The organism is Pseudomonas entomophila (assembly GCF_013523125.1).
Classification (GTDB): Bacteria; Pseudomonadota; Gammaproteobacteria; order Pseudomonadales; family Pseudomonadaceae; genus Aquipseudomonas; species Aquipseudomonas entomophila_B.
Genome location: NZ_JAAMQJ010000011.1, coordinates 46831 through 66597, shown reverse-complemented (window position 1 = coordinate 66597; position 19767 = coordinate 46831). Strand labels below are relative to the sequence as shown.

24 protein-coding genes are annotated in these 19767 nt (G+C 66.0%); 17 read left to right on the top strand and 7 right to left on the bottom strand.

Going from position 1 to position 19767, the window contains the following annotated elements; genetic code table 11:
- Nucleotides 1-8 precede the first annotated feature (8 nt).
- The 9 genes from pvdN (at nt 9) to G7007_RS08580 (ending at nt 7834) form a co-directional block, all read left to right on the top strand.
- Nucleotides 9-1283 (top strand): pyoverdine-tailoring periplasmic protein PvdN, encoded by a 1275-nt coding sequence (gene pvdN, locus G7007_RS08620; RefSeq protein ID WP_181100769.1) that lies wholly within the window; start codon nt 9-11, stop codon nt 1281-1283.
- A gap of 455 nt (nt 1284-1738) precedes the next feature.
- On the top strand, nt 1739-2929 hold the full coding sequence (locus G7007_RS08615) for a PepSY-associated TM helix domain-containing protein (protein WP_181100766.1): 1191 nt from the start codon (nt 1739-1741) through the stop codon (nt 2927-2929).
- The gene (locus G7007_RS08610) at nt 2926-3465 is read left to right on the top strand and encodes a thiamine pyrophosphate-binding protein (protein WP_181100763.1); all 540 of its coding nucleotides are present in this window, start codon (nt 2926-2928) and stop codon (nt 3463-3465) included. The genes G7007_RS08615 and G7007_RS08610 overlap by 4 nt, the downstream gene beginning before the upstream one ends.
- Nucleotides 3462-3782, top strand: a complete 321-nt coding sequence (locus G7007_RS08605) for a hypothetical protein (protein WP_181100761.1) — start codon at nt 3462-3464, stop codon at nt 3780-3782. The genes G7007_RS08610 and G7007_RS08605 overlap by 4 nt, the downstream gene beginning before the upstream one ends.
- A complete protein-coding gene (locus G7007_RS08600; protein ID WP_181100759.1) occupies nt 3779-4348 on the top strand; it encodes a DUF6162 family protein in 570 nt (189 codons plus the stop codon). Before G7007_RS08605 ends, G7007_RS08600 begins: the two co-directional genes overlap by 4 nt.
- Before the next feature lie 15 nt (nt 4349-4363).
- Entirely contained in the window at nt 4364-5281 is a 918-nt protein-coding gene (locus tag G7007_RS08595; RefSeq protein WP_181100756.1) for a metal ABC transporter substrate-binding protein, read from the top strand.
- On the top strand, nt 5278-6036 hold the full coding sequence (locus G7007_RS08590) for a metal ABC transporter ATP-binding protein (protein ID WP_181100753.1): 759 nt from the start codon (nt 5278-5280) through the stop codon (nt 6034-6036). The genes G7007_RS08595 and G7007_RS08590 overlap by 4 nt, the downstream gene beginning before the upstream one ends.
- Nucleotides 6036-6935, top strand: coding sequence for a metal ABC transporter permease (locus tag G7007_RS08585; RefSeq protein WP_181100752.1), 900 nt, complete (start codon nt 6036-6038; stop codon nt 6933-6935). Before G7007_RS08590 ends, G7007_RS08585 begins: the two co-directional genes overlap by 1 nt.
- Nucleotides 6932-7834 carry a metal ABC transporter substrate-binding protein gene (locus G7007_RS08580; protein ID WP_181100748.1) on the top strand — a complete coding sequence of 301 codons (903 nt, stop codon included), beginning with the start codon at nt 6932-6934 and terminating at the stop codon, nt 7832-7834. The genes G7007_RS08585 and G7007_RS08580 overlap by 4 nt, the downstream gene beginning before the upstream one ends.
- A 507-nt stretch (nt 7835-8341) precedes the next feature.
- Here the strand turns inward: G7007_RS08580 and G7007_RS08575 are convergent.
- From G7007_RS08575 to G7007_RS08555, 5 genes are all read right to left on the bottom strand, one after another.
- Entirely contained in the window at nt 8342-9400 is a 1059-nt protein-coding gene (locus G7007_RS08575) for a DUF1615 domain-containing protein (protein WP_258198520.1), read from the bottom strand.
- Between the two features lie 20 nt (nt 9401-9420).
- Nucleotides 9421-9972 (bottom strand): hydrolase, encoded by a 552-nt coding sequence (locus G7007_RS08570; RefSeq protein WP_181100742.1) that lies wholly within the window; start codon nt 9970-9972, stop codon nt 9421-9423.
- 95 nt (nt 9973-10067) lie between these two features.
- On the bottom strand, nt 10068-10787 hold the full coding sequence (locus G7007_RS08565; protein WP_181100739.1) for a thioesterase II family protein: 720 nt from the start codon (nt 10785-10787) through the stop codon (nt 10068-10070).
- A gap of 5 nt (nt 10788-10792) precedes the next feature.
- Nucleotides 10793-11017, bottom strand: coding sequence for an MbtH family protein (locus G7007_RS08560; RefSeq protein WP_181100736.1), 225 nt, complete (start codon nt 11015-11017; stop codon nt 10793-10795).
- 124 nt (nt 11018-11141) lie between these two features.
- Nucleotides 11142-11546, bottom strand: a complete 405-nt coding sequence (locus tag G7007_RS08555) for a hypothetical protein (RefSeq protein WP_181100867.1) — start codon at nt 11544-11546, stop codon at nt 11142-11144.
- 305 nt (nt 11547-11851) lie between these two features.
- Here G7007_RS08555 and G7007_RS08550 point away from each other — a divergent pair, with 305 nt between their 5' ends.
- The 6 genes from G7007_RS08550 (at nt 11852) to csgH (ending at nt 15769) form a co-directional block, all read left to right on the top strand.
- Nucleotides 11852-12295 (top strand): CsgE family curli-type amyloid fiber assembly protein, encoded by a 444-nt coding sequence (locus tag G7007_RS08550; protein WP_181100734.1) that lies wholly within the window; start codon nt 11852-11854, stop codon nt 12293-12295.
- 11 nt (nt 12296-12306) lie between these two features.
- Nucleotides 12307-12735, top strand: coding sequence for a curli assembly protein CsgF (locus G7007_RS08545; RefSeq protein WP_181100731.1), 429 nt, complete (start codon nt 12307-12309; stop codon nt 12733-12735).
- Between the two features lie 123 nt (nt 12736-12858).
- A complete protein-coding gene (locus G7007_RS08540) occupies nt 12859-14007 on the top strand; it encodes a hypothetical protein (protein WP_181100728.1) in 1149 nt (382 codons plus the stop codon).
- A gap of 70 nt (nt 14008-14077) precedes the next feature.
- Nucleotides 14078-14944: a CsgG/HfaB family protein gene (locus tag G7007_RS08535; RefSeq protein ID WP_181100726.1), complete on the top strand. Its 867-nt coding sequence runs from the start codon at nt 14078-14080 to the stop codon at nt 14942-14944.
- Nucleotides 14945-14960: 16 nt separating this feature from the next.
- The gene (locus G7007_RS08530) at nt 14961-15470 is read left to right on the top strand and encodes a curlin-associated protein (RefSeq protein ID WP_181100723.1); all 510 of its coding nucleotides are present in this window, start codon (nt 14961-14963) and stop codon (nt 15468-15470) included.
- Nucleotides 15467-15769, top strand: coding sequence for a curli-like amyloid fiber formation chaperone CsgH (gene csgH, locus G7007_RS08525; protein ID WP_219859003.1), 303 nt, complete (start codon nt 15467-15469; stop codon nt 15767-15769). Before G7007_RS08530 ends, csgH begins: the two co-directional genes overlap by 4 nt.
- A 277-nt stretch (nt 15770-16046) precedes the next feature.
- On the opposite strand, the gene G7007_RS08520 is transcribed toward csgH, so the two are convergent.
- Both G7007_RS08520 and G7007_RS08515 read right to left on the bottom strand, forming a co-directional pair.
- Nucleotides 16047-16973 carry a bestrophin family protein gene (locus tag G7007_RS08520; protein ID WP_181100721.1) on the bottom strand — a complete coding sequence of 309 codons (927 nt, stop codon included), beginning with the start codon at nt 16971-16973 and terminating at the stop codon, nt 16047-16049.
- Between the two features lie 93 nt (nt 16974-17066).
- Nucleotides 17067-17777: an NUDIX hydrolase gene (locus tag G7007_RS08515; protein WP_181100718.1), complete on the bottom strand. Its 711-nt coding sequence runs from the start codon at nt 17775-17777 to the stop codon at nt 17067-17069.
- 131 nt (nt 17778-17908) lie between these two features.
- Between G7007_RS08515 and G7007_RS08510 the strand changes: the two genes are divergently transcribed.
- Both G7007_RS08510 and pncB read left to right on the top strand, forming a co-directional pair.
- Nucleotides 17909-18559 (top strand): nicotinamidase, encoded by a 651-nt coding sequence (locus tag G7007_RS08510; RefSeq protein WP_181100716.1) that lies wholly within the window; start codon nt 17909-17911, stop codon nt 18557-18559.
- On the top strand, nt 18556-19755 hold the full coding sequence (gene pncB / locus G7007_RS08505) for a nicotinate phosphoribosyltransferase (protein WP_181100713.1): 1200 nt from the start codon (nt 18556-18558) through the stop codon (nt 19753-19755). The genes G7007_RS08510 and pncB overlap by 4 nt, the downstream gene beginning before the upstream one ends.
- The last annotated feature ends 12 nt before the right edge of the window (nt 19756-19767 follow it).

Here is a 19767-nt window from a genome sequence, read left to right as displayed (position 1 = left end):
CACTTTCCATGTCCAATCGCAGAACCTTCATCAAACAGGCCGGCCTGCTGGCCGCCTCGCTGCCGTTCACCAGCCTGGCCAGCGAGCCGCCCATGGCGCACGCTCCCCAGGGCGCGGCCAAATGGACCTGGTTGCGCTCGCTGTTCGAACAGGACCCGCGCTACCTGCATTTCGCCAACTTCCTGATCACCTCGCACCCGCGGCCCGTGCGCGACGCCATCGCCCGCCATCGCGCCGACCTCGACCGCAACCCAGGCCTGCTGATGGACTGGGACCTGGAGGAGGGCTGGAAGCGTGAGGATCAGGTGCGCCGCGCCGCCGGTGCCTATCTCAAGGCGCACCCTGCCCAGATCGCGCTGACCGGCAGCACCACCGATGGCCTGGCCATGGTGTTCGGCGGGATCCATGTGCGCTCCGACCAGGAAATCCTCATCACCCATCATGAACACTACTGCGTGCAGAACGTGCTGGACTTCCGGGTGGCGCGCGAAGGCACCCAGGTACGTCGCATCGGCCTGTTCGACGACCCGCGCCAAGTGAGCACCGACGAAATCCTCGGCAACATCGCCAAGAGCCTGCGCGCCAATACGCGAGTGCTGGGCATGACCTGGGTGCAATCGGGCAGTGGCGTGAAGCTGCCGATCGGCGAGATCGGTCAGCTGGTGGCCGAGCGCAACCGGGACCGTGACGAGAAGGACCGGATCCTCTACGTGATCGACGGCGTGCACGGCTTCGGCGTCGAGGCGCTGGACTTTCCCGACATGCACTGCGACTTCTTCATCGCCGGCACGCACAAGTGGCTGTTCGGCCCGCGCGGTACCGGGATCGTCTGCGCGCGCTCGTCCCAGGTCAAGGACCTCACCCCCCTGGTGCCGACCTTCTCCGCCGACAAGGACTTCGCCACCACCATGAGCCCCGGGGGCTATCACAGCTTCGAACACCGCTGGGCCCTGGACCAGGCATTCGACCTGCACCTGCAACTGGGCAAGGCCGAGGTGCAGGCGCGGATCCACCAGCTCAACGGCTACCTGCGCGAGCGGCTGGTGGCGATGCCCCAGGTGGAGCTGGTGACCCCCCTGGACCCGGCCTTGTCTTCGGGTTTCAGTTTCTTCCGGGTCAAGGGGCAAGACTGCGATCGCGTGGCGGCGGAGCTGATGCGCCAACGGGTGGTGGTCGATGCGGTGGACCGAGACGTCGGGCCAGTGGTGCGCACGGCGCCAGGGTTACTGAATGACGAGGCGCAGGTGGAGGGGTTGCTCAGGGCGTTGCGAACGGTGGTGTGAGACAGGGGATTGCTGATCGATCTTAGAGCTGCTTCGCGGCCGGTCCGACGCCACAGTGGTACAGGCAAGCGTAGCCCTGTGGGAGCGGGCTTGCCCGCGACAGCGCCCGGTCCATCACCGCCCAAATCGCGGGCAAGCCCCACACACAAAAGGCGAACCGCTCTGCCAGGTCAGCGATAGGATCCACATCGTGTTAGGTAAAGACGTTGAAAGCACCAGGACCCATGACACCCGCGAGCGACGCTTCACGGACCGAGAGAACACGACAGACACACCTGTCCTCCGATCCTTTCCAGCAGAAACATTTGCTTGCACTTAACCTGCGAGGAATTTCGATTCTCGTTCGTCTTTAGGGTTAAATCCCCAAGCTTCGCCCAGGGTGCGCTTTTCCCCTGCGTGCGTTGCGCCGCGCTCATCCTCCATCGACACCGCGACATCCAGGTTGCCCGCTCATCATGTCCAAAAAATCACGCTCGAAACTCTGGTTCCTGGTCCACAGCTGGCTCGCGCTGCCCATCTGGTTCTTCGTGCTGATCGTCTGCTTCACCGGCATGCTGGCGGTGGTGAGCCAGGAGATCGTCTGGCTGGCCAACCCGGACGTGCGGGCCAGCAAACCGAACGACGAGGCCGAGCGCCTGAGCTATCAGCAGATCCTCGATGCCCTGCACAAGGCCGAGCCGGACATGGCCGTGCGCTCGCTGCGCCAGCCGGACGGTTCGCACTTCGCGCTCAACGTCGACGTGACCTTTCCCGACGGCACCGCGCCGACGCTGTACGTGAACCCCTACACCGGCGCGATCCAGGGCAAGAGCCCGGACTTCAGCTTCGAGCAGTTCACCCGGGCGCTGCACGGCTGGTGGCTGGTGCCGTTCACCAACGGCTACAGCTGGGGCTGGTACCTGGTCTCGCTGCTCGGCCTGCCGATGCTCGCCTCGCTGGTCACCGGCCTGGTGGTGTACAAGAAGTTCTGGCGTGGCTTCTTCAAGCCCGTGCGCACCGGCCAAGGTTCACGCATCTTCTGGGGCGACGTGCACCGCCTGGCCGGCGTCTGGTCGATCTGGTTCATCGCGGTCATCTCGATCACCGGTACCTGGTTCCTGATCCAGGCGATCCTTGGCGACAACCACATCACGATCTCCAGCGAACCGGTAGTACCCGTGATCGCCCGCGAGGACGTGCCGCGCACCGTCGACGGCACGCCCGCGCCACGCATCGACCTGGACGAGGCGGCACGCATCGCCAGTGCGCAGGTCCCGGGCCTGGACATCAGCTTCGTCGCCCTGCCCGCCACCGCCTACAGCCATGTCAGCCTGGGCGGCCGCGGCTGGTATCCGCTGATGTTCCAGAGCGCCGACGTCAACCCCTACACCCGCCGCGTGGACAGCCAGTTCCTGCTCGAGGACCGCTCGGCGCTGGAATTCGTCACCGAGTCCATGCGCCCCTTGCACACCGGCGACTTCGGTGGCCTGCCGATCAAGCTGATCTGGTTCTTCTTCGGCCTGGTCCTGACGCTGATGGTCCTCAGCGGGCTGCTGATCTGGACCAAACGCACCGCCCAGGCCACCGCCGCTGCACTCAAGCGCAACGAGCGCAGCGTACGCCCGCGCACCGCGCGTCTCGAGACCGCCGTGGAGGCGCAACCATGAGCCAGGCTACTGCCGTGCACCACAGCCCCGTGCGCCAGTTCTGGCTGAAATGGCGCTTTCACCTGAACATCCTGCTGATCCTGATCCCGTTGGGCTTCATGCCCAAGTACTTCGCCGATGCCAAGCTGTTCCGTGGCGAAGGCGGTCTGGGTGCGCACCTCGTCAAGGACATCCAGGTCGGCCCCTACCGCCTCGACCTGGCAGAGTTTCGTGACGAAGCGCCCCAGGCCGATGGCCCGGCCGGGCACTTCAAGCTGTTCAACGCCGCCTTGTGCACGACCTGTATCGAGGGCGCCAAGGCCGTCTATCTGCGCATTGGCAAACCACGCAGCCTGCGCACCGCCGGCACGATCTTCTTCGGCCCGCCATACCGCATGATCACCTCATTGCCCATCCCACCCCGCACCCGCCCCGACGCCGAACTCTGGATCAGCATCGAAGGCTGGGACGGCAGCCTGCACCAGGCCTCGATTCCGCTGGCCCAGGCCTCGCCCGCCACCGTGGCCTGGTTGAACCGACAAGGAGCCAAGAAATGACCCGTCCATTGCGCATCCTCACCCTGCCGCTTCTGCTGCTGGCCGCGACACCCGCCCTGGCGCACAACCCGATGTGCGAATGCGCACCGGTGGCGGCCGACCAGATCAAATGCACCGGCGGCTTTTCCGACGGCAGCGGCGCGCCGGGGGTGACCCTCGACGTGATCGGCTACGACGAGCAGGTGCTGGTCGGCGGCAAGCTGGGCGACGACTCGAGCCTGACCTTCAAGCGCCCCGACGGTGAGTTCTACGTGCTGTTCGACGCCGGGCCTGGTCATGTGGTGGAAGTCGATCACGCCGACATCGGTGAGCCATGAGCCGTACCCAGGTCGTTCGCCCGGCCGGTGCCGGGCATGAATCGCTGTACGTGCTGCTGGTCGCGCTGCTGATCGTGATCGTGGCCGGTACGGTGGTGACGCTGCGCGGCGAGCGCGAAGACGAGGTCCGCGTCGCCGCGCACCAGATCGACGCGCGCCGCGACCTGAGCGCTGCCGAGCAGGGGCTGTTCACCGACCTGCACGTGGCCTTCGACGAGATCCGCCTGCTGCACGAGGAAGAGGGTCGATTGCCCGATGTCGCGCAGCTGGCCGACGAAGGCCTGCCGCCGTTCGTGACCGACACCAGCAGCGCCACCCGCGGTGGGCATCGCTGGACCCTGCTCGACTCGGGGGCCTACCTGGGGCGCAGCCAGGACCGTCAGATCGCGGGCGACCTGCTGATGCTGCCGCCGGGTGCGCCCGAGGCATCGGCCGAGGTCTGGCTGCTGCGCGAGCCCGGCGGACCGCTGCCCGATGCGTTGACGCCAGAGGCCCTCGCCGCCCAGGGCTGGCGCCAGATCACCACGCACTACGACGCCGGGGTCACCCGCCAACACCGCCACTGAACCCAAGGACTCCCCATGCTCCGCTCCGCCTTCGCTCGCCGCCTGCTCGGCCTGTTCCTGGCCTGTGCCCTGCCTGCCGTGGCCCTGGCCGACGGCGACAAGCCGCTGCGCATCGGCATCACCCTGCACCCGTACTACAGCTACGTGAGCAACATCGTCGGCGACAAGGCCGAGGTGGTACCGCTGATTCCGGCCGGCTTCAATCCCCACGCCTACGAGCCACGCGCCGAGGACATCAAGCGCATCGGCACCCTCGACGTGATCGTGCTCAACGGCGTCGGCCATGATGACTTCGCCGACCGCATGATCGCCGCCAGCGAGACGCCCGACATCAAGACCATCGAGGCCAACGCCAACGTGCCGCTGCTGGCGGCTACCGGCATCGCCGCGCGTGGGGCCGGCAAGGTGGTCAACCCGCACACCTTCCTGTCGATCAGCGCGACTATCGCCCAGGTCAACAACATCGCCCGCGAACTGGGCAAGCTGGACCCGGACAACGCCCGCTACTACACCCAGAACGCCCGCGCCTACGCCAAACGCCTGCGGGCCCTGCGCGCCGAGGCCCTGGCCAAGGTGTCCCAGGCCCCGGACGCGACCTTCCGCGTGGCCACCATCCATGCCGCCTACGACTACCTGGTGCGTGACTTCGGGCTGGAAGTCACGGCGGTGGTCGAGCCGGCCCACGGCATCGAGCCGAGCCCGGCGCAGTTGAAGAAGACCATCGACCAGCTCAAGGCGCTGGACGTGAAAGTGATCTTCTCGGAGATGGACTTCCCTTCTGCCTACGTCGAAACCATCCAGCGCGAGTCGGGCGTGCGGATCTACCCGCTGACCCACATCTCCTACGGCGAGTACACCGCGGACAAGTACGAGGTGGAGATGAAGCGCAACATGGACACCGTGGTCCGCGCCATCGAAGAGCGTCGCACATGACCGCCGCCGCCCCTATCGCCGAGCGTGCCGGTCTCGCCTGCGGCCCGCGCATCGACTTCGACGGCATCGACCTGACGCTCGGGCGCACGCGCATCCTGGACCAGGTGCGCTTCAGTGTCGCACCGGGCAGCGTGCACGCGATCGTCGGCCCCAATGGTGGCGGCAAGAGCTCGTTGATCAAGACGCTGCTGGGGCAGATGCCCCATCGCGGGCGCTTGACCCTGGAGTGGCCGGGCGAGGCCCAGGTGATCGGCTATGTTCCCCAGGCCCTGGAATTCGACCGGGGCCTGCCGATGACGGTGGACGACTTCATGGGCGCTTTGTGCCAGCATCGCCCGGCCTTCCTGGGGCTGTCCCGGCGGGTGCGTGCGCCCATCGACGACGCCTTGGCGCAGGTGGGCATGCTCGACAAGCGCACGCGGCGCATGGGTGCGCTGTCCGGTGGCGAGCGCCAGCGCGTGCTGCTGGCCCAAGGGCTGGTGCCCACGCCGCAGTTGCTGGTCCTGGACGAGCCGATGTCGGCGTTGGACGAGGCCGGTATCCAGGTGTTCGAGCGCCTGCTCGACGGCTGGCGTCGGGCGGGTACCACGGTGCTGTGGATCGAACATGACCTGCAGGCCGTCCTGCGCCTGGCCGACCGGGTGACCGGGCTGAGCCGCCAGGTGCTGTTCGACGCGCCGCCGGCCCAGGCCCTGACCCCCGAGCGTCTGCTGACGCTGTTCTCCGTCCACACCCGCAGCGAGGGCACCGCCTGATGAGCCTCGATACCGTTCGCCAACTGGTCCAGGACTGGGCACAGGCCGGCTGGTTGCCCGAGGCCTTGGCCTACGGCTTCGTGGTCAATGCCCTGCTCGCCGGCCTGATGATCGGCCCGGTGCTGGGCGGGCTCGGGACACTGGTGGTGGTCAAGCGCTTCGCGTTCTTCTCCGAAGCGGTGGGCCACGCGGCGCTGACCGGTGTCGCCATCGGCATCCTGCTGGGCGAGCCGTACACCGGTCCTTATGGCAGCCTGTTCGGCTACTGCCTGCTGTTCGGCCTGCTGCTCAATTACCTGCGCAACCGCACCGGCCTGTCGCCCGACACGCTGATCGGGGTCTTCCTGTCGGTCTCACTGGCCCTGGGCGCGAGTCTGCTGCTGATGCTGGCGGGCAAGATCAACGTGCACATCCTCGAGAACGTGCTGTTTGGCTCGGTGCTGACCGTCAGCGGCCAGGACCTGCTGGTGCTGGGCATCGTCGCGTTGCTGGTGCTGGGCCTGGCGCTGCCGCTGTACAACCGCATCATCCTGGCCAGCTTCAACCCCCAGCTCGCGGCAGTACGGGGTGTGGCGGTGAAGCGTCTGGACTACCTGTTCGTGGTGCTGGTGACCTTGGTCACGGTGGCGGCGGTCAAGGTCATCGGCGCGATCCTGGTCGGCGCCCTGCTGGTGATCCCGGCGGCGGCGGCGCGCCTGGTCAGCCAGTCGCTCAAAGGGTTCTTCTGGCTGTCGGTACTGATCGCCACCCTCAGCACCCTGCTGGGGATCCTGCTGCCTATCATGGTCGACCTGCCCGTGCCCTCGGGCGCCGCGATCATCCTGGTGGCCGGTGTCTGCTTCGCCCTGGCCGCCCTGGCCCGCGCCCTCGTCCCTCGCCTGCAAGGAAACCCGGCATGACCTTCGATCTCAAGCCTCTGACCCTGGCTCTGGCCTTGTCGCTCTGCCCAGGCCTGGCGCTGGCTGCCTCCTCTGCACCCGGCCCTGAAGCGGTCAGCGTGCTGACCACCCTGCCCGTCACCCACAGCCTGGCCAGCGCCCTGCTGGTGGACACCTCGGTGCAGGTGAGGCGCGCGGCACCCGCCACCCTGCCGGCCAGTCGCCAACCGTCGTATTTCGAAGGACGCGGGGGCGCCAGCCTGGTCAAGGCCGCCCAACAGGCAGACGCGGCGATCGGGCTGCGTTCGATCTGGCACGACGATCCGCTGTACCCCATGGCCCGACGCAGCAACCTCCGCATCGTCGAGATCGACGCGGCCCGCCCGGTCGATGGCGCTCTGCCGGGCATCGCCGTGCAAGGCGAAAACGCCTTCGCTCACTACCCCTGGCTGCATCCGACCAATCTCGGGCGCATGGCCGACGTCCTGGCCAATGACCTCGAGCGCCTGGCGCCCGCTGACAAAGCGAAGATTCAGGCGAATCTGGCGAGCATCAAGCGTGAACTGCTGACGCTGACGGCCAACAGCCAGACGCGCCTGGCCGAGGTCGACAACCTCAGCGTGGTGAGCCTGTCCGAACGCCTGGGCTACTTGGCCAGTGGCTTGAACCTGGACGTGGTCGAGCAGCCGTTGCCGGCCGACGACGCCTGGGATGAAACGTCGCTCAAGGCACTGACCGAGCAGCTCAAGGCGCAGGACGTGGCACTGGTGCTGCATCACCGGCAGCCGACCCCTGCACTGGTGAGCGCCATCGAGGCAGGCGGTGCGCGCCTGGTGGTGGTGGACAGCGATGCGCCGGATACGCTGGCCGGGTTCAAGGGGGCGGTGGATCAGGTGGTGAAGGCGCTGGTAGAAGGTTGATTACACGAGCGATGTTGGGCGGGTCTTGATCATCCGAGAGTTCTAGGCGCCGTCGTCAAGGGCTATACAATCGATGAACCATCAAACCGATACGCGCCTGGAGCTCAACCTAGGGGAGCTGACTTGCTCGCGATGCAGGCGGCGCTTGACAGGGCCCTATCGCTGGCAAGCCAGCTCCCACCCAGACCTCTTTAGCCTGTCGATGCAGGCATGGCTGTGCCAGCACCCTGTGGAGGCCTGTCGATGCAGGCATGGCTGTTCAAGCACCCTGCGGAAGCCTGTCGATGCAGGCATGGCTGTTCAAGCACCCTGTGGGAGCGGGCTTGCCCGCGATAGCGCCCGGGCCGTCACCGCCTGCATCGCGGGCCAGCCCACAGATAGGTTGTGCCGGTCTGACAAACCAGCGTTGACATCAACCGAGGCGGCGTGCCAAAGCCCTGGTCCAATCCTGACCAGGCCTGGAGGGCCTGCCGCTCAAGCAGGCCGAAAGGGCATGGCGCATGGTGTCTACCGCGCCATGCACCGCTGGTAACGCTGATCCACCCGTTCGGCGAACCAGGCGGTGGTCAGCTTGCGGGTGATCTTCGGGCTTTTCAGCTCGATGCCCGGCAGGATCGCCCTGGGCACGGGCTTGCCGGCCTTGGCGTCGGCCAGGGCGAACACACGCTCGTGAATCACCGTCTGCTCGAAGCTCTGGTCGTTGCCCTTTTCCAGCTGGCTGCGGATTTGCGGGTTGCGTAGCCCCAACTGGCGCCCCAGCAGGCGCGCTGCCTTTTCGGTCGTGCCCGGCAACAGCGAGCCGGGCGCGATCAAGTCACCGTCCAGTGCCAGCTCGACCCCGGTGACCTGGCTCAGCGCCGCCTGGAACGCCGCGTTGCGACTGGCATACCAGCCGGCATTGAAATCGGCGAAGCGGTACAGCGGACGCGGATAGTCGACCGGATAGCCCAACAGGTGCGCGATGCCGAAGTACAAGCCACCGCGCCGGGTGAACACCTCCTGGCGAATCGTGCCTGGCACGCCGTAAGGGTAATCCTGGGCATGATGTTCGGCGAAATCGACGCTGACCTGCATCGGGCCGCCCGTGTGCACCGGGTTGAGGCCGCCGAGCAGGGTGTTGCCCAAGGGCAAGCCACTGATCACGTCGTCGTACAGCGCACTGAGCTGCTTCTCGCTGCGCACCGCCTGCAACCGCTCCTCATAGGTCTTGCCATTGCTCGAACGGGTGCGCAGTGCGGCATTCACCAGGGCGCCCGGAATCAGCACCCGCTTGGCGCGACGCTCGATTTCGGCGCGGGCGATGCGCCCCAGGCCTGGCACTTGCGGGTCGGCGTTGAACGTGGACTCCTGCTCGACCACCGCCAGGACGGCGCACAGGTTGTCCTGACTCGGCTCGAGACGCTGGGCCGCGAAGGCCACCTGAATGTCCTGCGCCCAGCCCGCACGATCCTTCACGCTGGCCGGCAGCAGGCGCAACACGGTCTGGCGTACCTCGGCCGGGTCGGCCGGTGGCGTACGGTCCTGACGCCCGGCGCACCCTTGCAGCAGCGCCAGGGCCACCAGCAGCCCGCCCAGGGCCCTGCGGTTCAGGGCTGTTCTCCGACCAGGTAGGTCTTGCTGATGTGGCGAAACGCCGGATGCGCCGAGCTGCCGAGCAGTTCGAACAGCACCATCTCGCGGGTGACGATCTGGGCGCCAGCATGGCGCATGCGTGCCAGGCCCAGCTGCTTGTTCTCCGCTCGGCGGCTGTCGCAGGCGTCCTCGACGACGAACACGGTCTTGCCCAGGGCCAGCAGGTCCATCACCGTCTGCAGGACGCAGACATGGGTTTCCATGCCGCACACGATGACCTGTTGGCGCGCCAGCAACGCGGCAGGCAGACATTCGCCGGCCACGCAGGAAAAGTGCACCTTCTGCACCACCTCGGCCTGGGGCGCCACGGCCGTCAGCACGGCGACGGTCGGCCCCAGGCCCTTGGGGTACTGTTCGGAAATGACCACAGGCAGCGCCAGATCGGTGCACGCCGCCAGCAGCCAGCGCGTGCGCGCCAGCATGCCGTCGGGGTCGCTCATGGAGCCGATGAGTTTTTCCTGGATATCGACGACCAGCAACGTGGCCTGTGCGGGATCGATCAACATGTGCGGTCCTTGCCTGGGTGCGGTGCCGTCAAGCCTCCATCAACCCAGGGGCCGGCGTCAATCCAACCGCCGAGGGCGGCGGAAGTTCCCCAGGCTCAGGCGTGCCCGCGTAGCGGCTCCAGCGCGGCGGTGAGCGCGCCCAGCACATCGGCTTCCTGCTCATGGATGAAGAAATGCCCACCGGGGAACAGGCTGAGGGAGAAGTCGCCCGCACTCTCCTGACCCCAGGCCCGCAATTGCGCTTCGTTGGCCTTGTCCTGCTCGCCGGCGAACACGTGCACGGGGCACTGCAGCAGGGGTCGCTGGCGATAGGCATAGCGGCCGCACAACAGAAAGTCTGCGCGCAGGACCGGCAAGGTCAGGCTCATCAGTTCCTCGTTGGCCAGCACCTCTTCGGGCGTGCCCTGCAAGGTGCGCAACTCGTCGATCAACACGGCGTCGGACTTGGGTTCGCGCCAGTCGGCCCCGTCGTAGCCTTCACGGCGCGTCGGCGCAGCCGTCCCACTGGCGAACAGGGCCACCGGTGGCGGGCATCCCAGCGTGCGCAGGGCGTGCACCAGCTCGAAGGCCAGCAGCGCGCCCAGGCTATGGCCGAGCACGGCATAGGGTGGCTGCGCGTGATGACGGACCTCTTCGGCCAGCTGCCGGGCCAGTGCCGACAGATCGGTCTGCAACGGTTCGCCCAGCCGCGCGCCACGTCCCGGCAACTCCACGGGCGTCACCCGCACCCAGGCAGGCAGCGTGCGCCGCCAGCGGCTGTAGACCATGGCACTGGCGCCGGAGTACGGCAGGCACAACAGGTTGAGGATGGACATCGCGGTTATGGCGCGCTGGCCGATTCGGCCATCTTCTGGCGCAGGCTCAGCGGACGCATGTCGGTCCAGACCTCTTCGATGTAGGCCAGGCACTCGGGCTTCAGGCCGCTCTTGCCGACCGCGCGCCAGCCGTTGGGAATCTCCTTGTAGTCGGGCCAGATGGAATACTGTTCCTCATGGTTGACCACTACCTGGAACACGATGTCGTCGCGATCGAATACGGAAGTCATTGCCTGTCTCCTTGATTGTCAGGGGCGCGCGAGGCGGTTGGGCGTTCGGCGGCTATGGGGGAGACGAGCCGGACGACCGGGAATTTAACCCGGCACGCGCAGGTGCCCGTTTCGCCGGCTCCCCTCAAGCCAGACCACCGAGCAGGTCGTGCGCATCGAGCAACCGGAACGCGACCTCCGGGTTGCGTTCCAGCCCACGCCGGATCGCTGCGGGGATCGCCTGGCGGGTGCGTCGGCACAAACCCGGTTGTGGTGGGATCTCGATGACGATGCCGCGCATGCTGCGCACTTCGTTCACACCGGGCGCGATCCGTACCTCGATGCCCAACTGCTCGCGCAAGCGACGCTGCAAGTGCTGCAAGTCGTCGAAATCCCGCAGGTGCTCGAGCCGCTCGATCAGGCGCTTTTCTTCCGGACGCGTCAGCAGCAGCACCCGACAGGCTTGGTCGGGGGCCTGGTCAAGGAGCGCTCGGCCGCAATCGCAGACACCGGCCGGACAGGAGGGATGCACAGGCATGGAAGACGTCATGGGACTGAGCATAGCGTGATTCGAGTTCGTGGGGTGGAGTCGTCAACATCGCAAGAAACGGCACGAGGGCATTCTCTGTACTTTTTATTGACGTCAATAAAGTCTTTTTATTCATTTCATTCTTCGTTACCGACGATTTCACGCGTAACACACGCAGTTTTTCAGTCACATTGACGCCATTAAGTCGGCACGTCTCATCAACTTTACTGACGTCAAAATAGTGTAAATAAAACATTACACGATTAATGGCGCATTGCCATTTTCTCGCATACAGTGGCTCCAACTTCACGGAACTACTGCCCCTTATGAACGTCGCCGTCCTGACCACTGTGATCGCATTGTCCGTGTGTGCGGTGTCCGTCGCTCACGCGCAGACCGCGCTCGAAGCCACGGGCAGCCTGACCGACCCGCGCCCCCTGAACCGCGAGCACTTCGGCGGCCTGGTGGTCGGGCAGACGGTGACGCTGGCAGGCCGGGCCTTCTACGACAGCTTCGCCGCCGCCTGGCAGGAGCTGGACGAGCCGGGTCGGTTCAACGTGGCCATCAGCGAACGGCCGACTGCCCGCCTGGGCAGCCAGGTGTTCGTCGACTACGGCAACCGCCGGCTGTTGCAGATGTTCATTCCGCCCAACCGCGCCTTGATCCCGGCGATTGGCGCGGAAGCCGCGGCGCAGGTGTTCCAGGCGATTCTCGATTACCAAGTGGCCCAGGTGTTCGGCGACCCCGACCTGGCCCGTGACGAACTGTGAAAGGAGGTCGAATGTCTCGCCTATCCCCTGCCCTGCTTGGCCTGGCGCTGAGCCTGGCGATCGGCGCCGCGGCCCAGGCCAGCGAGCTGGTCTACGTGCCCAACAACCCATCGTTCGGTGGCAACCCGCTCAACGGCCCGGTGCTGCTCAACCAGGCCACGGCGCAGAACACGTTCACCGAGAAGTCGGCCTCCGGCTCGGCTTCCGCACAGAATGCCCTGACGCAATTCAACAGCATGTTGCAGAGCGCCATTCTCAGCCGTGTGTCGTCGGCCGTGACCTCCAGCATCGTCGGGGCCGATGGACGCCTGACACCGGGCACGGTGGAAACCACCGACTTCACCATCAATATCACCAACTTGTCCGGCGGACTGTTGCAGATCGTCACGACCGATAAAACCACCGGACAAACGACTCAGTTCCAGATCAATCAGCCATAACGCTTTCGTTGTAACCCCCCGCTGTACCGTTGTGTGGTGCGTAGTGCTGTGCAATCGACGGGCAGGCCCGCCTGTGCAAGAAAAACCGACATTCACTTGAATACGAAACATAGGAAGTCAATCATGAACGCACGTAAATCCCTTCTGTCCATGGCTGTCCTGGTCGCGGTCTCCGGCGTGGCCTTCGCTGACGGCGGTTCGGTCAACACCTCGCAGATCGGCGACAAGAACCTGCTCAACGTCCTGCAGTCCGACGCCAACGGCTCGAACGTCACGGTCAACCAGACCGGCGCGCGCAACGACTCGATCGTCAACCAGAACGGTGCCCGCAACAGCGCCAGCGTCAACCAGAACGGCGGCTCGCTGCAGGACGGCGTCGAGCAGTCGGCGCGCCTGAACCAGGGCGGCGATCACAACGATGCCAAGATTCGCCAGGAAGGCACCACCGCCTCCAAGGTTGGCGCCACCATCAACCAGGCCCTCAATGGCGGCAGCTTCAACAAGGCGAGCATCACCCAGGTCAGTGGTCGTGACGATGCCCAGGCCCGTGTCGACCAGGCCGGCAGCGCCAACAAAGGCTACATCTACCAGGAACAGACCGTCGGCGGCGTGGCCAGCGTCAACCAGTCGGGTCAGTTCAACCAGTCGCAGATCAACCAGAACGACAGCTACTACAGCCAGTCGGTCAAGGTGAACCAGAACGGCTTCGCCAACAAAGGCCTGATCACCCAGACCGACACCGACTTCAAGAACGCCAGCATCCGCCAGAACGGCCATGGCAACTACGGCTACGTCGAGCAGACCGGCACCAACTTCGGCAGCGCCGACATCACCCAGAACGCCTGGGGCAGCGAAGCGACCGCCACCCAGCGCAATGGCAACAACCTCAACGCCAGCATCTCGCAGACGGGCCTGGGCAACCGCGCCATCACCGACCAGACCGGCCACAACCACACTGCCACGGTCAAGCAGGAAGGCGCCAGCCTGGGCTTCGCCTCGGTCGACCAGAGCGGCCTGAACAACACCGCCAGCGTGACCCAGAGCTGGGGCAGCAACAACGCCGGCTACGTCACCCAGTCCGGTGCCTACAACGAAGAAGCCCTGCTGCAGAGCGGCCGCAACAACACCGCCAGCATCACCCAGAGCGGTTTCGGTGGCGCCGGCCAGTCCCTGGTCAACAGCGTGAGCGTGACCCAGACCGGCAACCTGCACTCGGCCACCGTCAGCCAGGCCGGCGGTGCCAGCAACAGCGCCGTGGTCGTGCAGCGCTGATCGCCCCACCGTTCTCGATGATGCCGTTCCCTGCCGCGCCATGCGGCAGGGAGTTCACTGGAGTAGACCCATGCGTGCCCGCACCCTTTCACTGATGATCCTCGCGGCGGTTCTGGCCAGCGGCTGCGCCACGTCCCGCCCGGCCGGCACGACCTCGGCGGCCAGCATTTCACCGCCGACCCACAGCACCCGTGACCTGATGCGCCTTCCAGCTCCCGCTGGCCCGATCGCCGTTGCGGTGTATGGTCTGCGTGACCAGACCGGCCAGTACAAACCGTCTCCGGACAGCTCTTTCTCCACCTCGGTCACCCAAGGCGCCGCGTCGCTGCTGGTGACCGCGTTACGCGACTCGCGCTGGTTCAAACCGGTCGAGCGTGAAAACCTGCAGGACGTGCTCACCGAGCGCAAGATCATCCGCGCCCTGGAGCAACCACAGGATCAGGCCCAGGCCATGCTGCCGTCGTTGCGCCCGGCCAACCTGTTGATCGGCGGCGCCATCGTCGCCTACGAAAGCAACGTGCGCACCGGCGGCATCGGCGTGCGCTACCTAGGCATCGGCCCGTCGGAGCTGTACCGCCAGGACCAGGTCACCATCAACCTGCGCGCGGTCGACATCCGCAGCGGCGAGATCATCCAGAGCGTGACCACCACCAAGACCGTGTACTCGACCCAGGTCGACTTCGGCGTGTTCAAGTTCGTCTCGCTCAAGCACCTGCTGGAAGTCGAGACCGGTTTCTCGCGCAATGAACCGGTCCAGCAGTGCGTGCGCGAAGCGATCGAAAGTGCGCTGATCCACCTGATCGCCCAAGGCGCCCGCGATGGCAGCTGGCGCCTGCGCGATCCCGAGGCACTCAAGCAGCCGTTGCTGCAAGGCTACCTGAGCAGCTACGACGAACAGACCATGACCCGACCGGTCGCACCGACCCAGGTCAACTGACGTGACGGAGGCATCCATGACTCAGCACAGGCTACGCTGGTCTGCGGCCCTGGCGGCGGCCCTCTGGCTGTACGCCGGGTCAGGCCAGGCGAACGACCTGGTCGCCGAAGGCCGCTATGCCGGTCTGGGCACTGGCCATCGCGTCGAACTGGAGCAGGCGGGCGGCCTCAACCGTGCGCGCATCGATCAGGCCGGCGTGGCGCAACGGCTGGTGCAGTCACAGGCCGGCCTGGCCAACGTCGCCCGGATCGACCAGCGCGGGGCCCACAACCTGGCGGCCGCCTACCAGGTCGGGCTGGGCAACACCCTGAACCTCGACCAGTCCGGCAGCTACAACCAGGCCGCCATCGTCCAGGCCGGGACCCGCAACCAGGCCAACGTGGTGCAGAGCGGCGCCTACAACCAGGCGTTCGTCGGCCAGTACGGCCAGGGCAACCAGGCCAGCGTCACCCAGAGCGGCTTCGGCGGCACGGTGTCGGTGACGCAGTACGGCAATCATTCCACGGCCACGGTGACGCAACAATGATCATGGACTATTCGCACCTGACGGTGAGCATCGACACCGAGCGCAGCGACAACGCCGTGCTGATCCGCCCACGCATCGACAACCCGGTGCCGCTGACCTTGGGCTACCGCATGACCATCCGCCAGGACCGCGGCGGCAACACCTCGAGCATCGATCAACAGGGACAGTTGCAGACGGGACAGGCTTCGTCGAGCGTGCGCCTGGGGTGGGTCGACGGTGGGTCGTGCTCGGTGCACCTGGAGGTGTTCGCCGATCAGACCCTGATCACGGCGATCGACCGTGATTGCGCGGTGCGCTGAAGGGGACGGGTCTGGCACTGTCGGGGCACTTTCCGAGGTTGGACGTACCGGCCTCATCGCGGGCAAGCCCCACAGGCCAGCATTCCAGGCTGCCGACGCAGCGCAGCAGGTTTTGTTGTACAACTTGCAGGCCCCTATAGACCCACACCTCAACCTGCCCGCGCAGCGCAGCAGGCCTGTGGGAGCTGGCTTGCCAGCGATGAAGCCACCCTCTCTCCAGGTGGACGGCCCCTTGGATGCCGAAGCAGGCCTTGATCCTTGACCCTGGATTTACTGCTCACGCAGGCCGCAGGCGCGCCACGGCACGCTTGCCGGCCAGACGCGAGGCGCGGCGCTCACGGTCGCCATCGCACATCGAGCGCAGGTTCTGCTCGATGGTCCGGCACAGGTCTTCGGTACGGATCCGGTGCTGGCTGTCGCCGAACGGCGCCTGCAGGTCGGTGCCGATACGCTCCATGGCCAGCAGCATGCAGCCCACCACGGTAGACACCACCGGCGTGAACCAGCCCAGCGACGGCACCAGGCTCAGCGGCATGATCACGCAGAACAGCGTGCTGAACAGCCGTGGGAAGTACACATATGGATACGGCAGCGGCGTGTTGGCGATGCGCTCCATACCGCCCTGCCAGTTGGACACGTCCACCAGCGTCGACTCCAGCCGCGCCAGCCGCACGCTGTCCAGGTGCCCGGCCTTGAAGGCCTGGGCGATGAGGTCGGCCGAGCCGCTGAGGATGTCGTTGGGCAGGTTGCTGGCCCCGTCGAGCTGGCGCAGCTCCTGTTCACCCAGCAGCCCCATCAGCGCCGAAGGATCGCGCTCGCCCTTGAGGTGCAGACGCAAGGCATGCAGGTACGCCACATGGCGCTGGATCAGGCGGGCCTTGAGCGGCTGGGTGGTACGGTCGTCATCGATCAAGGTCAGCACCTGGCGACCGAAGCTGCGCGAGCTGTTGACCATGGCGCCCCACAGGGTACGGGCTTCCCACCAGCGGTTGTAGGCGCTGGAGTTCCTGAAACTGATCAATACCACCAGCGCCGAACACAGCAGCGTCAGCGGCATCAGCGGCAGTTCGAGGCCCAGCCCTTCGGCGAGCATGGCCTCGGCCGTGACCACCACGTCCCACAGCAGCAGCCAGAACAGCGACCAGCCGACGTACCCGAGCGTACGTACCAGACACTTCCATTTGTTTTCCAGTGCGATTGCCATCGCCTTACTCCTGTCCGAACCGTGCGACGCTGCGTCCCGGCTTCCTGACTGGCATCGTAAGGCGCGATGCTTAAATGCAGCTTAATCTCATTTTCAGCTGGCATTGCCCTCCGGCAGCAGGCTGCGTTCGAAGGTGAAGACCTCTCCCGCGCAGGGGATATGCACATAGACCTGCTGGGGTCGGCCGAGCTTGGGTTGCAGGGTTTCGCCGGTGGCCTGGATCCAGCCCGCCGTCCGTAGGCGCTCGAGGCGCTTGCGCAGCGAGGTGTTGTTGACCGGCGCACCTAGGCAGGCCTGGGTGGCCTGCAGCGCATCGAGCACGGTGAACCGTGTAGGCGTCAGGTACAGCGGTAGGCTGCTGTAGACGGTCTTGCTCGCCAGCCGCTCGCGGGCCAGGCGCACCAGCACGGCATGGTCGAACGGCAGCGCCAGCTCGCCGCCGAGGATGCGTTCGAGGTCGAAGAAGGCCAGGCCTTCCCCCTCCACCGGCACGTCGGGGTCGAGCAGCGCCAGGTAGTACGTGCTCATCGACCAGCCGCGCGGATCGCGCTGGGCATTGCCTTCGGTGCCGACCTGCTCGACATGACGGGGCGTCACCTGGGCCTTCTCGCGCAACGCACGCTCGGCCGCAGCCGCCAGGCTGGCGTCGGCACTGCGACCGTTGACCAGGACGCCCGGCAGGGCCCACTGGCCTTGGTACGGCGTGCGCTCACGCCGGTGCAACAGCACTTCCAGGGCGGGCGCACCGGCAACCTTGCGCATGGCCACGATATCCACGCTGGCCAGGACTTCGGCACGGCTCATCATTCACTCCTACGGGTTCGGACCGACATATTCCACCAGGAACATAAAGTTTGGCAAGCCGACGCACAAGGGCTTGACAGACTTATATCACCAGGTGAAATATATAGCCATTCCCGCACAGGAGCTTTCCGATGAAGATCGCCAGTTTCGACGTCGACGCCCAGAACGGCTTCACCCGCAACGCCCCGGACGAGCTGCCCGTACCCGGTGGTCACGAGATCGCGCCCGCGCTCAACGCCATGGCCCGCCGCGCCAGTCTGCGCCTGGGCAGCAAGGACGCCCACCCACGCAACGCCGCCTGGGTCGTGTCCGAACACGCCCAGATGCTGCAGCCGCTGACACTGCCCAACGCCGACCTCACCTGGGTCAGCCACTGCGTGCCCGGCACCTACGGCTTCGAACTGCTCGAAGGCCTGCCGGCGCCGATCGACTACGACTACTTCGTCTGGAAAGGCGTCGAGCCCGACCTGCACCCCTACGGCGCCTGCTACCACGACCTGGCCGAGCGTCGCTCGACCGGTGCCATCGAATACCTCAAGGCCCAGGGCGTCGGCCTAGTGATCGTCGGCGGCCTGGCCCTGGACTACTGCGTCAGCACCACCGCCCGGCAGCTGCGCGAGGCCGGCTTCGAGGTGCTCTTGTTCCTGCCTGCCTGCCGGGCCCTGAGCCAAACGGGTGCCGATGGCGCCTGCACCACGCTGGCCACGGCCGGCATCCGCCTGTGCGCCGACGAAGCGGCACTGGACCAGGCGATCAGCGATTATCAGGAGGCACGACCATGAGCGAAGGCGTCTTTGGCGAGCGGATCGTCCAGAACCTGCTGGACACCGACTTCTACAAGATCACCATGATGCAGGCGGTGCTGCACAACTACCCCAACGCCGAAGTGGAATGGGAGTTCCGCTGCCGCAACGACGAAGACCTCTCCCCCTACCTGGCCGAGATCCGCTATCAGGTCGAGCAGCTCGCCGACGTCTCGGTGACCCACGACCAGTTGGCCTACCTGGAGAAGATTCCGTTCATCAAGCCGGACTTCATCCGCTTCCTGAGCCTGTTCCGCTTCAACCTGCGTTACGTGCAGATCGGCCTCGACGACAGCGGCCAGCTGGCGATCCGCGTGCGCGGCCCCTGGCTGCACGTGATCCTCTACGAGATCCCGCTGCTGGCGATCGTTTCGGAAGTGCGCAACCGCTACCGCTACCGCGACGTGACGCTCGAGCAGGTCAACGAGCGCCTTTACGAGAAGCTCGACTGGCTGCGCCGCGAAGCCAGCGCCGATGAACTGGCCGGCTTGCAACTGGCCGACTTCGGTACCCGTCGGCGCTTCTCCTACCCGGTGCAGGAAGAAGTCGTGCACACCCTCACCCGCGACTTCCCCGGCCGCTTCGTCGGCACCAGCAACGTGCACCTGGCCCGCGAATACGACCTGCGGCCCATCGGCACCATGGCCCACGAGTGGTTCATGGCCCACCAGCAGCTCGGCCCCCGGCTGGTCGACAGCCAGGTCGCCGCGCTGGAGTGTTGGGTCCGCGAGTACCGCGGCCTGCTCGGGATCGCGTTGACCGACTGCATCGGCATGGACCCGTTCATGCGCGACTTCGACCTGTACTTCGCCAAGCTGTTCGACGGGTTGCGGCATGACTCGGGCGACCCGCTGGTGTGGGCCGAGAAGGCCATCGCCCACTACCAGCGGCTGGGCATCGACCCGGCGAGCAAGACGCTGATCTTCTCCGACGGGCTGGATTTCGCCAAGACGCTGGAGCTGTACCGCGCGCTGCACGGGCGGATCCACGTGAGCTTCGGGATCGGGACGAACTTGACGTGCGACATCCCCGGGGTCAAGCCGATGAACATGGTGATCAAGATGACGGCGTGCAACGGGGCGCCGGTGGCGAAGATCTCGGACAGCCCGGGGAAGACGCAGTGTCGGGACGAGAATTTCGTGGCGTATTTGCGGCATGTGTTTGGGGTGCGGTGAGAGGGTGTTGCG

Coding starts and splice junctions, on each gene's coding strand:
- pvdN (WP_181100769.1), top strand. CDS start 9: ATGTCCAATCGCAGAACCTTCATCAAACAGGCCGGCCTGCTGGCCGCC.
- G7007_RS08615 (WP_181100766.1), top strand. CDS start 1,739: ATGTCCAAAAAATCACGCTCGAAACTCTGGTTCCTGGTCCACAGCTGG.
- G7007_RS08610 (WP_181100763.1), top strand. CDS start 2,926: ATGAGCCAGGCTACTGCCGTGCACCACAGCCCCGTGCGCCAGTTCTGG.
- G7007_RS08605 (WP_181100761.1), top strand. CDS start 3,462: ATGACCCGTCCATTGCGCATCCTCACCCTGCCGCTTCTGCTGCTGGCC.
- G7007_RS08600 (WP_181100759.1), top strand. CDS start 3,779: ATGAGCCGTACCCAGGTCGTTCGCCCGGCCGGTGCCGGGCATGAATCG.
- G7007_RS08595 (WP_181100756.1), top strand. CDS start 4,364: ATGCTCCGCTCCGCCTTCGCTCGCCGCCTGCTCGGCCTGTTCCTGGCC.
- G7007_RS08590 (WP_181100753.1), top strand. CDS start 5,278: ATGACCGCCGCCGCCCCTATCGCCGAGCGTGCCGGTCTCGCCTGCGGC.
- G7007_RS08585 (WP_181100752.1), top strand. CDS start 6,036: ATGAGCCTCGATACCGTTCGCCAACTGGTCCAGGACTGGGCACAGGCC.
- G7007_RS08580 (WP_181100748.1), top strand. CDS start 6,932: ATGACCTTCGATCTCAAGCCTCTGACCCTGGCTCTGGCCTTGTCGCTC.
- G7007_RS08570 (WP_181100742.1), bottom strand. CDS start 9,972: ATGTTGATCGATCCCGCACAGGCCACGTTGCTGGTCGTCGATATCCAG.
- G7007_RS08565 (WP_181100739.1), bottom strand. CDS start 10,787: ATGTCCATCCTCAACCTGTTGTGCCTGCCGTACTCCGGCGCCAGTGCC.
- G7007_RS08560 (WP_181100736.1), bottom strand. CDS start 11,017: ATGACTTCCGTATTCGATCGCGACGACATCGTGTTCCAGGTAGTGGTC.
- G7007_RS08555 (WP_181100867.1), bottom strand. CDS start 11,546: ATGACGTCTTCCATGCCTGTGCATCCCTCCTGTCCGGCCGGTGTCTGC.
- G7007_RS08550 (WP_181100734.1), top strand. CDS start 11,852: ATGAACGTCGCCGTCCTGACCACTGTGATCGCATTGTCCGTGTGTGCG.
- G7007_RS08545 (WP_181100731.1), top strand. CDS start 12,307: ATGTCTCGCCTATCCCCTGCCCTGCTTGGCCTGGCGCTGAGCCTGGCG.
- G7007_RS08540 (WP_181100728.1), top strand. CDS start 12,859: ATGAACGCACGTAAATCCCTTCTGTCCATGGCTGTCCTGGTCGCGGTC.
- G7007_RS08535 (WP_181100726.1), top strand. CDS start 14,078: ATGCGTGCCCGCACCCTTTCACTGATGATCCTCGCGGCGGTTCTGGCC.
- G7007_RS08530 (WP_181100723.1), top strand. CDS start 14,961: ATGACTCAGCACAGGCTACGCTGGTCTGCGGCCCTGGCGGCGGCCCTC.
- csgH (WP_219859003.1), top strand. CDS start 15,467: ATGATCATGGACTATTCGCACCTGACGGTGAGCATCGACACCGAGCGC.
- G7007_RS08520 (WP_181100721.1), bottom strand. CDS start 16,973: ATGGCAATCGCACTGGAAAACAAATGGAAGTGTCTGGTACGTACGCTC.
- G7007_RS08515 (WP_181100718.1), bottom strand. CDS start 17,777: ATGAGCCGTGCCGAAGTCCTGGCCAGCGTGGATATCGTGGCCATGCGC.
- G7007_RS08510 (WP_181100716.1), top strand. CDS start 17,909: ATGAAGATCGCCAGTTTCGACGTCGACGCCCAGAACGGCTTCACCCGC.
- pncB (WP_181100713.1), top strand. CDS start 18,556: ATGAGCGAAGGCGTCTTTGGCGAGCGGATCGTCCAGAACCTGCTGGAC.